Below are 14,724 nucleotides of genomic sequence, written 5' to 3' on the forward strand. Positions count from 1 at the left end.
CGTGGTGTGGCTTGCCAGTAACGCATCGAACGCGCCCGTTCAGAAGGAGTAACCCATGAAGAACGTCGTCATCATCGGAGCGAACGGCCGGTCTGCACGAGAGATCACCTCTCGCCTGGCCCAGCAGAAAGACGTTGCCCTCACGCTGTTCCTGCGCCGGCCGCATCGCCTCGACGGCATCGCGACGGACACCATGACGCTGGTGGAAGGTGACGCACACGACCGGGACGCGCTCCGTACAGCGATGATCGACCAGGACATCGTGATCGTCGCCCTCGGCGGCGAAGACCTTGATACCACCACGGCCGCAGTGGTCGACGCTGCGGAGGAGGCCGGCGTTCGACGAATCGTCACTATCAACGCGGGAGGCATCTACGACGAGCTGCCGGAGCCCTTCAACACCTGGGACTACCAGCGCGCCGGGGCGACCCGCCCCAGGAACCGGAAGTCCGCGGATGTCGTCGAGCAGTCATCGCTGGCCCACACCATCCTCCGCCCGGTCTGGCTGACGGACGAGACGGTGACGGATGTGGAACTCACCCGAAAAGGCGAAACCTACAAGGGCACGGAGACCTCGCGCGCAAGCCTCGGAAAGTTCATCGCGGACATCGTCACCGACCCCAACTCGTACGTCGGTGAGAATCTGGGGATCACGCAGCCGGGTACGGACGGGGACAGACCGACGGCGTACCGCTGATACCCGTCACTCGGTTCCGATCATGTGGCGCAGACCAAAGAGAACGTTGTCCAGTGTGTACAGGCATATCACGCGGGCCTCGGGTCGAGAATCCGCAACAGTCGAGTCACTCCCTCTATGCCCTGCCGAGATCGACTCGAGGGTTCACGACATCGCAATCGCGAGCGGGTTCAGCACGAACCGAATCGGAGGAGCTAACTCGGAGCTGGCGTTGGCACCGCAGGACGGTTCGAGTGCTTGGGGATGTCGGTCGTACCGCTCGCCCCTTCAGCGCGATCAATGCAAAGGAGCAATACCCATGCCGCACGACAGTTTGTTCAGCGCACTGGGTCGACCAGGTCGATCAACCGCATCGAGCGCAGTACTCGAAGACGCTGGACACTCCACTTCGGCTGCAATGACTGAACCGTTGAGCGCCGCAGAACCGGTATCCAGGACGTCTCGGATATGTGCGGGACGGAACACCCGATGAGAAGTACGTACCGTGCTGCATTCTGCGCCGCCGCGTCCATCGTCGCCGTCACCCTTTCCTCGTGCGCGTCGCCGTCAGCCGAGGACGAGACGGCACCTGGCGGGTCCGCTGCGTCCGTAGAAGCACCCGCGGCGTCGGACTTCGGTGAGGCTTCAGTCGTGACCGATGGCTTGGATGCACCCTGGGCGATAGCTTTTTTCGAGACCAGCATGCTGATCAGCGAACGCGACACCGGACAGATCATCGAGCTCGGCGCAGACGGCAACCGCAGCACTGCGGGAACAGTTGATGTGGCCCCTGCGGGCGAAGCCGGGCTCTTGGGGCTCGCGGTCCGCGAAGGTGACCTTTACACATTTTCGACGGCCGCAGATGGAAACCGCATCGACCGATTTGACGTCCTCGGCGCACCCGGCTCCCTCACCTTGGGTGAACGAACCACTGTACTCGACGGCATCCCGGCCGCCAGCTATCACGACGGCGGCCGGTTGGCTTTCGGGCCGGACGGGATGTTGTATGCCACAACCGGGGACGCCGGACAACGTGACCGGGCCCAAGATCTCTCGTCGCTTGCCGGCAAGATCCTGAGAATCACCCCCGAAGGGGCTGTACCACCGGACAATCCCTACCCGGACTCATTCGTGTACAGCTACGGTCACCGTAACCCTCAAGGCATCACATGGGACGCAAATGGCGTGCTGTACGCAAGCGAGTTCGGTGCCAACACGTGGGACGAACTGAACCGCATCGAGCCCGGAAGCAACTACGGCTGGCCACAGATAGAAGGCATCGGGAATACCGAGGGCTTCGTCGATCCGATCCACCAATGGGCCACGAGTGAGGCCAGTCCGAGTGGCATCGCTATCGATGGTTCCACCCTGTTCATGGCGAATCTCAGGGGCGAACGCATGATCGAGGTGAATCTCGACGACCCCGCCTCGGTAGTCGATCGACTCGTTGGAACATACGGGCGGCTGCGAGACGTGACCGTCGCCCCGGACGGCTCACTATTGATACTGACCAACAACACCGATGGGCGCGGTAACCCAAACGCCGGCGACGACAGGCTTCTCCGCTTCAGCATCCGATGACGTGAATGCGCGCCGATGCCGCAGCTTCGCAGCGGTTGGGAAGAGGAAGTGCGTCGATCCGCAAACGTCGACAAAGGACAAAACATGGACAACGAAAACCGGCGCGGTCAAATACCCGGACCCGCCCCTCAGATGCCCACCGTTGTGCTCTTTGTCGTGCTGATAGTTCTGCTGGGGGTGCTGACTTACCTGGACGCGTGCGGTAGTTGAAACGACCGTGTAGCTCGATAGTTCGGATGACGGCGACCGTTGGAATGTGGTGTGGTGCCAACCACTCCTGTCCCGGCCGCTATCAGTCGCGGCTCACCTAAGTTGTTTCCGAATGCAATCGATGTCACTGAATCCTGACATCGAGATCTGTGTCACTTAAGCTTCATTCGAGCGAGCAGCCGCACAACGATTTTGGCAAACCCTACCTCCCGTCAATGATCGATAGATCGTCGAGAATACCGTCCTCGTTCGGTCAAAACCCTTTAGTGCGAATAGCTTTGGCACGCCCACGATCGCGAACGCATGAGGCGTACTCGAACTTCGGGCATTTCTGCCACAACCGTGCCGTACTCCATTTCCCGATCGACCCTGATGGGGTTCCCTGTCCGTGCCTTCCACGGATGCTTCGTAGCAAATAGTGTCGAAGACGGACCAGGTCAAGGCATATTCCTGTCCTAGGGGGCAAGTCGGTATCGCCACCCCAGGACCCGACGCCGATCTCGCCCGCGCCTGGTCCGAACTCGACACCTATACGACCCCATCCGAGAGAATTCAGCTGTGTCTATTTCCACCAATAAACGAAAGTCCTTGCCGTTCCTCGTCTACGTCCTCGCAATGGGTACGTTCCTCATGGGCACGTCGGAATTCGTCGTTGCCGGACTCCTGCCCGATATCGCCTCCGACCTCGCAATCGGCATCTCCGAAGCCGGACTGCTGGTCACTGCGTTCGCGATTGGCATGATCGCCACCCCGTTGATCGCGGTGGCGGTACTCAAGATGCCCGAACGGACGACTCTTCTGCTCGCGCTCGCCGTCTACTCCGCCGGACACATCGTGGTTGCACTCACAGACGACCTCTCCATCGTCCTCGTGGCCCGCTTCGTGACCGCGCTCGCAACGGGCGCATTCTGGTCGATCGCTGCATCTGTCGCGTCCCGCGTTGCGGGTCCGGACGCCAGTGCGCGCGCCATCGGCCTGGTCCTCAGTGGCGGCATTCTCGCGACGGTGATCGGCGTGCCCCTTGGCTCTGTCGCCGGCCAGCTGGTGGGTTGGCGCGGTCCGTTCTGGATCCTCGCGGTACTTGCCGTACTCGCATCAGTGCCGATTGCCCGCTTCGTTCCCGGTGGTCGTTCGTCGTCGACGGTCATCCCTCTGCGGTCACAACTCGCATCGATCGCCACCGCGCGACTCTGGGTGGTCATGACAGCATGCGTGCTGATCTCGACTGCCGTCATGTCCACCTACTCGTTCATCGCGCCCCTACTCACAGAACGCTCCGGCCTGTCCGCCGGACTTCTTCCCGTGGGTCTCGCCGTCTTCGGCGTGGGTGCCGTCACCGGCACGCTCTACAGCGGTCGGTTCGCAGACCGCGCGCCCTATGCAACCGCGCTGACCGGTGGCGTCATAGTCGTGATCGCACTCGGGTTGCTGAGCGTCTTCTCGTCGTTCGCTGCGCCATCGATCGCCCTTCTCGCACTAGCCGGGATGGCCGGTCTGGGCACGAACCCCGTGCTCATGTCGATGGCGGTCCGATTCGCAGAGGGCGCGCCGACTCTGGCCACCTCACTGTGCACATCGATGTTCAACCTCGGAACCGCCGTCGGCACATGGGTAACCGCACAGGCGATCAGCGGATACGGACCCGCCGCGATTCCTGTCGTAGGTGCACTGTTCGCGGTGCTACTCCTCGCTCCGCTGGCGACACTCGTGATCATGGACCGGGCACGTCGGGGTATCCATGGTGCGTCTGCATCGAAGCAGTCGGTGGCCCGTGACGAGGTGTCGGTGTGCTGACCGATCCCGTCGTCAACGCATCGCGGTGCCACGGTCGTTCGGAACGGTGAGCACACCGTCGACGATCCCAATTGTTCAGCGACGTCGGGCGTGGTGTCGAACCACACCCGACGTCGTGTCCAGAGCGCTCGAGAGCGTTGCATGCCCGCCGCCCACGGCCGAGGCGCGACCATTGAACTGTTCACTTCACCCCGATCTTCAGCGCGCCTATCGGCAGCGAAATGCGACATCGGCAGGAGCCGACGTACCCCTCGATTCCAATCCACGGTTCACCGATGGTCGCCGACACAGAAGCACCGAGAGACGTGCAGGCCCGTCGCTTGCGCAGGCTCACCGACGAGAAGACGTAGGTCGGTGTACCTACCCGGGCGGATCGGCTCGGATCACCAAAGGAATGGACCCGGCGTTCGAGTTGCTGGTCCTCGAATCGTGGGGCCGATGTTTGAACTCGCCCGATGTCCGGGACTGCCGGTCCTCTTGCCCTCGCTGCGGAGAAGTCCTGAACGCAGTGATCGTCCGCTCCCAAAGCCGAGAACTACTCGAAAACGACGAGACCACGCGGAGTTGAACTCAGGGTGTGACCTTGGGGGTTTCAGCGCAGATCGATTCGGCCCGAGGGAAACAGCGCGGACGCCGTCGCGGTCATGGTCCGGCGAGCATGGTCCGCACCGACCGAACCTCCGCCGAACGTGTTCGCGGACTCACGAGAGGCGATTGCGACGACGTAGCGATGGTCTGGACCGACGAACCCGGTCGACAGATGGATCCAGTCACTGCCCACGCAGCACATCCACCCCTGCTTGACCCCGATCTCGCTCTCATCTGGCAACGCGTCGGGAAGTCCGAAACGCTGGTAGTAGCCGTCCGCACCCAAACGCGTAAAGTTCTCCAAGTTCGAGAGAATCGCAACCGACCGAGAGGGCGAAAGACCACCAGCACCGTCGATCAGTGCGGAGTAGAAGGTGACCACATCGTTCATCGTGGTTCGAGTCCGCCACCATTCGTCGCCCGGCCGCACCGATGTGAAGGGCAACCCATAACGAGCAGCCACGCGCTCGACGATGTCGTTGCGCCCGAACCGGTTCCAGAGTTGCTCGGCCGCGGAGTCGTCCGAGGAGCGCAACATGGCGTCGATTTGCGCCATGTCACTTCCGCTCAGATCGACCTCACCTCGATCGTCACGGAACAGCAGATCGTCCGCGATGAAGAGCTTCGACACCGATGCGGTTTCGATGGGCTCCTCGTTGCCGTTGGTGGCCCGGCTCCTGCTGACACGGTCCATGAAAGCGATAGACACTCGCGCACCGTTCAGCGCCCCGACCTCGGTAGCCGTGCGCATTCGCACTTCGAGGCGAGCCGCGTCGAATCCTGACACTTCGGTGGCCGTCGCGGCAGATGGTCCCGCACTCTCGACAGCGCTCGGAGCAGTAACCAGGTCGGTTGCAGTGCAGTGCATCGGCGCCGATACAGACAATGAGAGGACGACGACTGCAGTCACAGCAGCACGGCCGACTGCAATTCGAGACCCGGCCCGAGCGAACCGCTGGCGCGGCACCTCAGCGCTCTGCACGAGAAGTCCTCATGGAAGGCGTTTGTCGTAGGGGCACGGGGTCGAGTAAACAGCGGGAACGGTGACGGCGGGAGTCCCTGCTGTGGGGTGTACTGACAGGGAACCACTCAGTGGACGAAAGACCAGGTCACCGCCGGCATCGAACTTGCCACTCGGCCGTCGACACGACAGTGTGGGAAGGACAGGAATCGGTACTCACAACCCCAACACGAGGAGTTAAGACAAATGACCACGATCGCAATCATCGGTGCGGGTGAAGGTCTCGGCTCCGCCGTGGCTCGCCGCTTCGGACGCGAAGGACTCGCAGTAGCGCTGATTTCCAGGAACCAGGACAACGTCGACCGCATCGCCGCCCGACTTGTCGACGAAGGGATCACCGCCCGTGGCTTCGCCGCCGATGTACGGGATGCTGAATCGCTTACGGCAGCACTGGATTCAGCAGTCGAGCATTTGGGCCCGATCGAGGTACTGCAATACAGCCCCGTGCCGGCCAAGGAGTTCATGAAGCCCGTCTTGGAAACCAGCGCCGAGGATCTGGCCGGTCCGGTGGAGTTCTCGATCTACGGTCCTGTCACGGCCGTGACACACGTGCTGCCCGGAATGCGCACGCTCGGGCGCGGCACGGTGCTGTTCGTGAACGGGTCGAGCGCTGTTCGCCCCGGAGCCTCCGTCGCGGGCACCTCGATCGCGTTCGCCGGGGAAAGCGCCTACGCGCAACTGTTGCACGATGCCCTCGCACCCGAGGGTCTGCACGTCGGTCAGCTGATCATCCCGCGGGGAATTGGTGCAGGTGAGCCCTCGCACGAGCCGGATGCCCTCGCACAGTCTCTGTGGGAGATCCACACCGAGCGTAAGGAATTCCGGATCTTCGTCGCGCCTCTCGACTGAGCCCGGAGCCGGCGGTCGAGCGTCGACGAAGGGCACCTTGCCGGTACACCCTTTCTCAGAGACTCCCTCGATCGCCGTCCACGGTGTTCGCTGATCACATGACTACTTCCGTGAAGGCCTACGCCGCCACCGCAACCGACCAGCCCCTGTCCCCCATCACGATCGAGCGCCGCGATCTCGGACCACACGACGTCCTTATCGACATCGAGTTCGCCGGCATCTGCCACTCCGACATTCACACCGCACGAGGCGAATGGGGCCCGGTGTCGTACCCGCTGGTCGTCGGCCACGAGATCGCAGGAACGGTAGCCGAGGTCGGATCCGAGGTCACCAAGCACGCCGTCGGCGATCGCGTCGGAGTCGGCTGCATGGTCAACTCGTGTGGTGAATGCGCCCAGTGCGTCAAGGGTCTCGAACAGTACTGCCTCGTCGGCAACATCCAGACCTACGGCGGCACCGACCGCGACGGCACGACCACGCAGGGTGGCTACTCCCAGCAGGTGGTCGTCACCGAACATTTCGTCGTAAAAATCCCAGCGGGCATCGCACTCGACGCCGCCGCGCCGCTGCTGTGCGCCGGGATCACCACCTATTCACCGCTCCGCCACTGGGGAGCAGGTCCCGGCAAAAAGGTCGCGGTGGTCGGCATGGGCGGATTGGGCCACATGGCCGTCAAGATCGCCCACGCCATGGGTGCCGAGGTGACGGTTCTGTCGCAGTCGCTGAAGAAGCAGGAGGACGGACTTCGACTGGGAGCCGACCACTACTACGCAACCAGCGACCCGGACACATTCGACAAGCTCGCGTCCACATTCGATCTGATCATCAACACCGTCAGCGCCTCGATCGATCTGAACGCACACCTGTCTCTGCTCGCCGTCGACGGCGCGATGGTCAATGTGGGCGCTCCCGCAGAACCCCTTCCGCTGCAGGTCTTCTCACTCATCCCCCACCGCAGAACGTTCGCAGGATCGGCCATCGGATCGATCGCCGAAACTCAGGAAATGCTCGACTTCTGCGCCGAGCATCATCTCGGAGCCGACATCGAAGTCATCTCCGCCGACCAGATCAACGACGCGTGGGAACGAGTGCTCGCCTCCGACGTTCGCTACCGATTCGTCATCGATACCGCGACATTCGTCTGAGTCCCAATCCGACTATGTGCCGGCCGTCGGTGCAAGCCCGAAAGGTGCTTGCGCCGACGGTCGGTGCCGTCGTCTCCGTGAAGTCGGCACTGCAGGTTCTGCGTGCCGGACGGATTCCGGTGCCGTTCAGGCGCGCGGTATCGCCATGTATTTGTACTCGAGGAACTCGTCGATCCCTACCCGTCCACCCTCGCGCCCCAAACCGGAGGCCTTGACGCCGCCGAACGGCGCAGCAGGATTGGACACGATGCCCGTGTTCAGACCTACCATGCCGACCTCGAGGGCATCCCCGACCCGGAAGCTTCGATCGACATCCTGGGTGAACAGGTACGCAGCGAGACCCCACGGGGTGTCGTTGGCGAGACGCACGGCTTCGTCCTCCGAGTCGAACGGAACTATGGCAGCCACGGGCCCGAAGATTTCTTCGGACATGAGGTCCGCGTCGGCAGGCACGTCGGCGAGAACAGTCGGCAAGTAGAAGTAGCCCGGACGGTCCGGCCTCGTACCGCCACAGATCACCTCGGCTCCTCCGCGGACGGCATCGCCGACGAGATCCTCGACTTTCGCCAGGGCTTTCGCATCGATGAGAGGGCCGACTTCCGTACCCGCGTCGACGCCGTCCCCGAGCGTGAGCGCGCCCAACCGCGCTGCCAGCCGCCTGGCGAACTCATCTGCGACCGATCGTTGCACGAGAATGCGATTGGCCGCCGTGCACGCCTCGCCCATGTTCCGCATCTTGGCCGCGAACGCGCCTTCCACGGCTCGATCCAGGTTCGCATCCTCGAACACGATCAGCGGAGCGTTGCCGCCGAGCTCCATCGACGACCGCATGACGTGCTGGGACGCCTGCTCGAGAAGCCTGACACCGACCGCCGTCGAGCCTGTGAAGCTGATCTTGCGGGCAATTCCACTGGCCATCCACGGCGACACGACAGCCGAAGCATCGGTCGTGCACACGACGTTGACGACGCCCTTGGGCAGGCCGACCCGAACAAGAATGTCCACTAGTGCGAGGGACGCGAGCGGTGCAAGATTCGCGGGTTTGAACACCACGGTGCATCCTGCCGCGATGGCCGGCCCGATCTTGCGCGTAGCCATCGCAAGGGGGAAGTTCCACGGCGTGATGAGAACGCATGGTCCGACAGGTTCACGAGAGACGATGATGCGACTCTTTCCGTCACCCGTCGTTGTGACGTCGCCGCCGATGCGAACGGCTTCCTCCGAGAACCACCGGAAGAACTCGGCTGCGTAGGCGACCTCGTCTCTCGCCTGCTCGATGGGCTTGCCCATCTCGCTGGTGATGATGTGTGCGAGGTCCTCCTGCTCGAGCAGCATCAGTTCGTACGCCCGGCGCAGGAGCTCGCTCCGCTCGCGGGGAGAGGTCCTGGTCCACTCCTTCTGGACGCGGCCCGCGGCCTCGATGGCACGACGCGCGTCCCCCGGCCCTCCGTCCGCTACCGTCGCTATGACGTGCTCATTTGCCGGATTGATGACCTCGAAACGGTCACCGGATGCCGCTTCTCCCCATTCCCCACCGATGAATACACCGGTGGGGACTGCGGCGATAGCCGCCCTTGCTCGTTGGGACGAACGGGAGTCGCCGAGTTGAGTAGTCATGGTGTTCTCAGCCTACTTTCCGGTGATGGAATGTCGTCCCGTCGCCGGCCGTCCAACTCGCGAGCATGCGGCGCATGCAGGCTCAGAAGGTATGCAGTACCGCGCGGAAGAATTCTGTGGGCTCGACAGCTTCGATGGTCACGGGCCCCTCGTTGGCCAGGAACTCGTAACCTGTTTCGGCACCGTACTTTTCGCCGCCGACAAGCACGTTGCCGTCGAGCTGGAAGAGAATCTCGATCGACGAGAATTGTCCGGCCCCGTAGGTCGCCCCTGCGTCCAGGCGGACGAACCCGAGGCGGAGGTTGCGTTCGGTGAAGTTACCGAGCCACTTGTCCCACACGCCCGAGTCACCCTGCTGGATCCAGTCGTACGCCTCTGGGTTCATGGCGATTACGTCGGTGTACCGCGGAGGAGCAAACTCGAGCTTGCGGCCGGTGGCGTGCTCGAAGATCGCCTGCGAACCGTCCGAGGTCTGCTCCACGCCATTCTCATCGGTGTAGTGGTAGAGCCCCTTCTTGAAAACACCCTTTTCGTTCAGCTCGGCGTTGGTCGCCTCACGCTGCGCCACAGAGAGATAGCCGTTGCCGCTGGCTCCACCTGCCTGCAGAACCAGTGTGCGCAAACCTTCTTCACGTTCCTGCGGTCCGTAATGGACACTCTCCGGGAAGTAGCCGACCCAACCCTGTTCCAGGTAGTCGGTCTCCGAGTACGGCAGCCGACCCTCGACGACGTAACGGACCTGATCGAAGTCGTGCCGGTGACGCGGGGTTCTCCACCCACCGCTACCGGTGTAGCCGGTGTTCAGGTCGTAGTTGTTGGGCGAGCCGTCCACACCGAACAGTAGATGCTTCTGTTCGAGCTTTCCCTCACGCATTGTGCCGACGGCTTCCTCACCGGTCTCCGATGCCCTACTCACTCGCATGTTCTGCTCCTTCACCACGTGGATGTTCGATCCGAACTCCGTTGACAATATCCCACAGTTCGGGATATTGTCCAATAATAGATAGATGCGGGTCACAATCCCGCAGTCACCGAGACACAACACACCGCGACTTCGACAAGGAACGACATGACGACAGCGCTCACACACGCCCCACAGGATTCGGGAGTTCCCGCTTCGGCGCGCGACTTCAGCGTGGAAGATCGGGTGGTCATCGTGACCGGTGCGGGACAAGGCATCGGACGTGAGATCGCACGACAGTTCGCTGCAGCCGGGGCTCTGGCCGTCGTTGCAGATCTCGACGAAGCCAGGGCGAAGTCTGTCGTCGGCGAGATCGAGAACGCAGGCGGAGTCGCGTTGGCCGTGCGGGTCGATGTCGCCGACGAGCAGGCCGTCGGTGCCATGGTGGATACCGTCGTCGCGAAGTGGGGCCGTGTCGACGTACTCATCAACAACGCATCCGTGTTCGCGACCATCGAAAAGGGACCCTTCGACGAAATTCCCGTCGCACAGTGGGAACAAGTATTGCGGGTCAATATCACCGGGACCTACCTCTGCGTCCGGGCAGTGGCGGCTCACATGCGCAAGGCGGGCTTCGGTCGCATCGTCAACATCTCCTCCGATGCGGTGACCCGCGGCACGGTGAACTACCTGCACTACGTGACTTCGAAGTCCGCACTGATCGGTATGACCAATTCGTTGGCGCGCGAGCTCGGTCCCCACGGAATCACCGTCAACTGTATTCGTCCCGGGTCGGTCGCCACCGAGGTCGAGCGAGTCATCAACCCCACGGCCGAGGTGCGCCAGCGCGCCCAGTCGCTTCAGTGCATTCCACGCGGAATGGTGCCGACCGATCTCGTCGGAATCATGTTCTTCCTGGCTACACCTGCGTCCGCATTCGTGACAGGGCAGACGATTGCGTGCGATGGGGGCTACACACACAGCAGCTAGGCCACCCGACGTGACATCTACCCCGAGGAAGGCTCGACCATGAGGCAGTACCCGCACCTGTACATCGACGGTCGATGGGTCGAGCCCATCGCACCCAGACAGCTCGAACTGATCGACCCCACGCGCGAGGAACCGTTCGCCACCGTCGCACTCGGTGGCGTTGCAGACGCTGACCTCGCGGTCGAGGCCGCGAGGCGCGCATTCGTTACCTTCTCCGAGACCTCTGTCGAGAGTCGAATCGCGTTGATCGACCGCATAATCGAGGTGTACGAGTCGCGCCTCGACGAATTCTCGGAGCTCATCGCACAGGAGGTCGGCATTCCGGTCTCGAACCGTGCACAGGTCGCAGGACCGGCCGATCATATGAAGGTTGCCCGCGACATCCTGCGCGACTATCCGTTCGAGTCGAGGGTCGGCACAGCGATCGTTCGTCGCGAACCGATCGGCGTGTGCGCGTTGGTCTCGCCGTGGAACTGGCCGGTTCAGACGGGCGTCATCAAAATCATCTACGCCTTGGCGGCCGGGTGTACCGTCGTCGCCAAACCGAGCGTCGAATCCGCTGCCAGCGGCGTACTTTTGGCCGAGGTGCTCCACGAAGCCGGTGTCCCCGCCGGCGTGTTCAACCTGGTGAGTGGTACCGGTCGCGAAGTAGGTGACCGGCTGTCCCACCACCCCGACGTCGACATGATCTCGTTCACCGGATCCACCGGTGCCGGCAAGCTCGTGGGAGCTGCAGCGGCGACAAGCACTGTGAAGCGGGTATGCCTCGAACTGGGCGGCAAGTCTGCGAACATCGTCCTTCCGGACGCCGACCTCGAGAAGGCCGCACGATGGAACATCCAGCGATGCTTCGTCAACACCGGCCAGTCGTGCCACGCCCCCAGCCGAATGCTGGTGCACGAGAGCCAGATCGAGAAAGTCATCCCGTTCCTCCTCGACGAGGCGGAACGCTTCCGCATCGGTGACCCACTGGACAGTTCGACCACCATGGGACCGGTCGTCAGCGCTGCCCAGTTCGCATCCATCCAGGATCTGATCCGGACCGCCATCGACGAGGGCGCCGTGCTGGAAACGGGCGGCCTCGACCGACCGAAGGGCATCGACCGCGGCTACTTCGTGCAACCGACGGTGTTCACCGGAGTCACACCGAAGATGACGATCGCCCGCGAGGAGGTATTCGGACCCGTTCTGGTCGTGCTTCCCTACCGCGACCAGGACGAAGCAGTGAACATTGCCAACGACTCCCCCTACGGCCTCGGTGGCTACGTGTTCGGGGGCGACCTCGTGAACGCCAAGAAGGTGGCGAACCGCATTCGCGCCGGACGCATCAGTGTCAACGGCGCAGCAACGGACTCCCACACACCGATGGGTGGCTACAAGCAATCCGGAATCGGTCGCTCGATGGGCAGGCTCGGCCTCGAGGAATATTTGGAAGTCAAGTCTGTCTACGGGTTCGACGACGAAGCGAGCGACTTGCCCGCCTTGTTCGGCTGAACACACACAGATCAAACAGGAGACCACAGCACATGAGCGACGAAACCCCAGTTCTACTGCACAATTTCGCCAAAGAGAAGCTCTCCAGAGGCGAACCCGTCTACTCGATGACCGTACGCCTCGTCCGGACAATCGACATCGCGTCGATCGCATATACCGCGGGTTTCGACACCGTCTACATCGACCTCGAACACAGCAGTTTCTCACTTCAGGATGCAGGCCAGATATGTATGGCGTGCAATCATCTCGGTGTCACCCCTCTGGTCCGCGTTCCTGACCTCGATCCGGCGCTTATCGCACGCGTGATGGACTCCGGCGCAATGGGAATCGTCGTTCCGGGTGTTGCGTCTGCCGACGAGGCGCGGGCCGCTGTTCGAGCCGTCAAGCACGCGCCGCTCGGTGAGCGCTCGCTTGCCGGGGCAGCCCCCCAACTGCATTATCGAACATTTCCCGCTGAACAAGTCGTGCGCGAGTTGGACCAGGCGTCGATGGTCATCGTCATGATCGAATCTCAGGCGGGTCTCGACGCGGCCGAGGACATCGCGGCCGTCGAGGGAGTCGATGTGGTGCTCGTTGGCGCCAACGATCTGAGCGTCGAACTGGGTGTCGCTGGGCAGGTGGATCATCCGAAGATTCACCAGGCGTACCTGCGCGTCATCGCTGCATGCAAGGCCGGCGGAAAGACTGTGGGAATCGGTGGTATGGGCGGTCGTCCGGACCTGATTCGTCAGTACTTGGAGATGGGTGCCGGATATGTCTCGACCGGCAACGACATTTCGTTCCTCGCCGGTGCCGCCGCACAGAAGCGTCAGCAGTTCTCCTGACGCGAGAAAGCAGCTACATGCCCATGAAAGTATGCATTTACGGAGCCGGAGCCGTCGGGGGACACCTCGCGGGCCGTCTTGCCGCAGGCAAGGGCGGACCCGAGGTCTCGGTTATCGCGCGAGGCCCCCATCTCGCAGCTGTGCGCGAACACGGCCTTCGGGTGCAAACCCACGACGGTGAACTGCACTCGCATCCGTTCGCGACCGAGCGCCCGGGCGATCTCGAGCCGCAGGACATCGTGTTCGTCACGGTCAAGGCCCCTACGCTTCCGTCCATCGCCGCAGACATCGCGTCGCTGCTGCACGACGACAGCCTCGTCGTGTTCGTCTCCAACGGAATTCCCTGGTGGTACTTCCACTCCCACGGTGGACCTCTGGACGGCACCGACCTACGACGACTGGATCCCGATGGCTCCCTGTTCTCGCTCATCGGTCCCGATCGCACAGTGGGTGCCGTGGCGTACACGGCGGGAACCGTCGTTGCACCAGGCGAAATCGCTGCGGTCAATCCACGCAACAGGCTGATACTCGGCACGCCCGATGGTCGAGTCGACAGTCGCGTGAATGCCATTGCGTCGCTCTTCGACTCGAGCGGTCTCGAAGCGACCACTACATCGACGATCCGCGACGCCGTCTGGGCCAAACTGTCGATGAATCTGGTCGGTGGCGCGCTGGGCGTACTGAGTAGCTCCGTGATGAAGGATGTCCTCGACAAACCCTCTATCGCCGCGACCGCGTTGACGATGGCGACGGAAAACAGCGCCATCGCCCGAGCGCTGGGATGCGAACCGGCCGATGCGGAGGACGTTCTACGAAAGCAATCGGCGTCGACTCATCTTCAGAGCGTTGTCCAGGATCTGCAGGCCGGCCGACCCATGGAGATCGACGCCCTGTTTCGAGTCCCTCTCGAGCTGGCCGCACTGGCTCACGTACCGACACCGACGTTGTCTTTCGTGATCGAACTGGTCACTCAACGAGCTCGTGCTTCTGGCCTCTACCGCGACCCGGCTTGAACCGTTGGACGTCACCTACCA

The 14,724-nt window shown here is 62.7% G+C and carries 12 protein-coding genes; 9 read left to right on the top strand and 3 right to left on the bottom strand.

The genetic code is table 11. The features are described from left to right. The first annotated feature begins 55 nt into the window (after window positions 1-55). The 3 genes from CH274_RS14820 (at window position 56) to CH274_RS14830 (ending at window position 4,261) form a co-directional block, all read left to right on the top strand. Window positions 56-697 (top strand): NAD(P)H-binding protein, encoded by a 642-nt coding sequence (locus tag CH274_RS14820; protein ID WP_094657870.1) that lies wholly within the window; start codon window positions 56-58, stop codon window positions 695-697. Between the two features lie 468 nt (window positions 698-1,165). Continuing rightward, the gene (locus CH274_RS14825) at window positions 1,166-2,257 is read left to right on the top strand and encodes a PQQ-dependent sugar dehydrogenase (RefSeq protein ID WP_094657871.1); all 1,092 of its coding nucleotides are present in this window, start codon (window positions 1,166-1,168) and stop codon (window positions 2,255-2,257) included. A gap of 768 nt (window positions 2,258-3,025) precedes the next feature. Next, on the top strand, window positions 3,026-4,261 hold the full coding sequence (locus CH274_RS14830) for an MFS transporter (RefSeq protein ID WP_256980240.1): 1,236 nt from the start codon (window positions 3,026-3,028) through the stop codon (window positions 4,259-4,261). A 592-nt stretch (window positions 4,262-4,853) separates the two neighbouring features. On the opposite strand, the gene CH274_RS14835 is transcribed toward CH274_RS14830, so the two are convergent. Continuing rightward, entirely contained in the window at window positions 4,854-5,558 is a 705-nt protein-coding gene (locus CH274_RS14835; protein WP_179275750.1) for a serine hydrolase, read from the bottom strand. 498 nt (window positions 5,559-6,056) lie between these two features. Between CH274_RS14835 and CH274_RS14840 the strand changes: the two genes are divergently transcribed. Beyond that, complete coding sequence (locus tag CH274_RS14840; RefSeq protein ID WP_037189116.1) at window positions 6,057-6,719, top strand: SDR family NAD(P)-dependent oxidoreductase; 663 nt, start codon at window positions 6,057-6,059, stop codon at window positions 6,717-6,719. Between the two features lie 98 nt (window positions 6,720-6,817). Continuing rightward, the gene (locus CH274_RS14845) at window positions 6,818-7,864 is read left to right on the top strand and encodes an NAD(P)-dependent alcohol dehydrogenase (protein ID WP_094657873.1); all 1,047 of its coding nucleotides are present in this window, start codon (window positions 6,818-6,820) and stop codon (window positions 7,862-7,864) included. A 126-nt stretch (window positions 7,865-7,990) separates the two neighbouring features. Here the strand turns inward: CH274_RS14845 and CH274_RS14850 are convergent, their stop codons facing one another. Both CH274_RS14850 and CH274_RS14855 read right to left on the bottom strand, forming a co-directional pair. Then, window positions 7,991-9,481, bottom strand: coding sequence for an NAD-dependent succinate-semialdehyde dehydrogenase (locus CH274_RS14850; RefSeq protein WP_094657874.1), 1,491 nt, complete (start codon window positions 9,479-9,481; stop codon window positions 7,991-7,993). Between the two features lie 82 nt (window positions 9,482-9,563). After that, window positions 9,564-10,403 carry a hypothetical protein gene (locus CH274_RS14855; RefSeq protein WP_037189180.1) on the bottom strand — a complete coding sequence of 280 codons (840 nt, stop codon included), beginning with the start codon at window positions 10,401-10,403 and terminating at the stop codon, window positions 9,564-9,566. 147 nt (window positions 10,404-10,550) lie between these two features. Here CH274_RS14855 and CH274_RS14860 point away from each other — a divergent pair, with 147 nt between their 5' ends. The 4 genes from CH274_RS14860 to CH274_RS14875 are packed head-to-tail and all read left to right on the top strand — an operon-like array spanning window position 10,551 to window position 14,703. Next, window positions 10,551-11,372 (top strand): SDR family NAD(P)-dependent oxidoreductase, encoded by an 822-nt coding sequence (locus tag CH274_RS14860; protein WP_037189114.1) that lies wholly within the window; start codon window positions 10,551-10,553, stop codon window positions 11,370-11,372. Window positions 11,373-11,411: 39 nt separating this feature from the next. Continuing rightward, window positions 11,412-12,866 carry an aldehyde dehydrogenase family protein gene (locus CH274_RS14865; RefSeq protein WP_094657875.1) on the top strand — a complete coding sequence of 485 codons (1,455 nt, stop codon included), beginning with the start codon at window positions 11,412-11,414 and terminating at the stop codon, window positions 12,864-12,866. 32 nt (window positions 12,867-12,898) lie between these two features. Next, window positions 12,899-13,690, top strand: coding sequence for an HpcH/HpaI aldolase family protein (locus CH274_RS14870; RefSeq protein WP_094639658.1), 792 nt, complete (start codon window positions 12,899-12,901; stop codon window positions 13,688-13,690). Between the two features lie 23 nt (window positions 13,691-13,713). After that, a complete protein-coding gene (locus CH274_RS14875; RefSeq protein WP_179275751.1) occupies window positions 13,714-14,703 on the top strand; it encodes a ketopantoate reductase family protein in 990 nt (329 codons plus the stop codon). Window positions 14,704-14,724: the final 21 nt, after the last annotated feature.

The sequence above is a fragment of the Rhodococcus sp. 06-418-5 genome, from assembly GCF_002258285.1.
GTDB lineage: Bacteria > Actinomycetota > Actinomycetes > Mycobacteriales > Mycobacteriaceae > Rhodococcoides.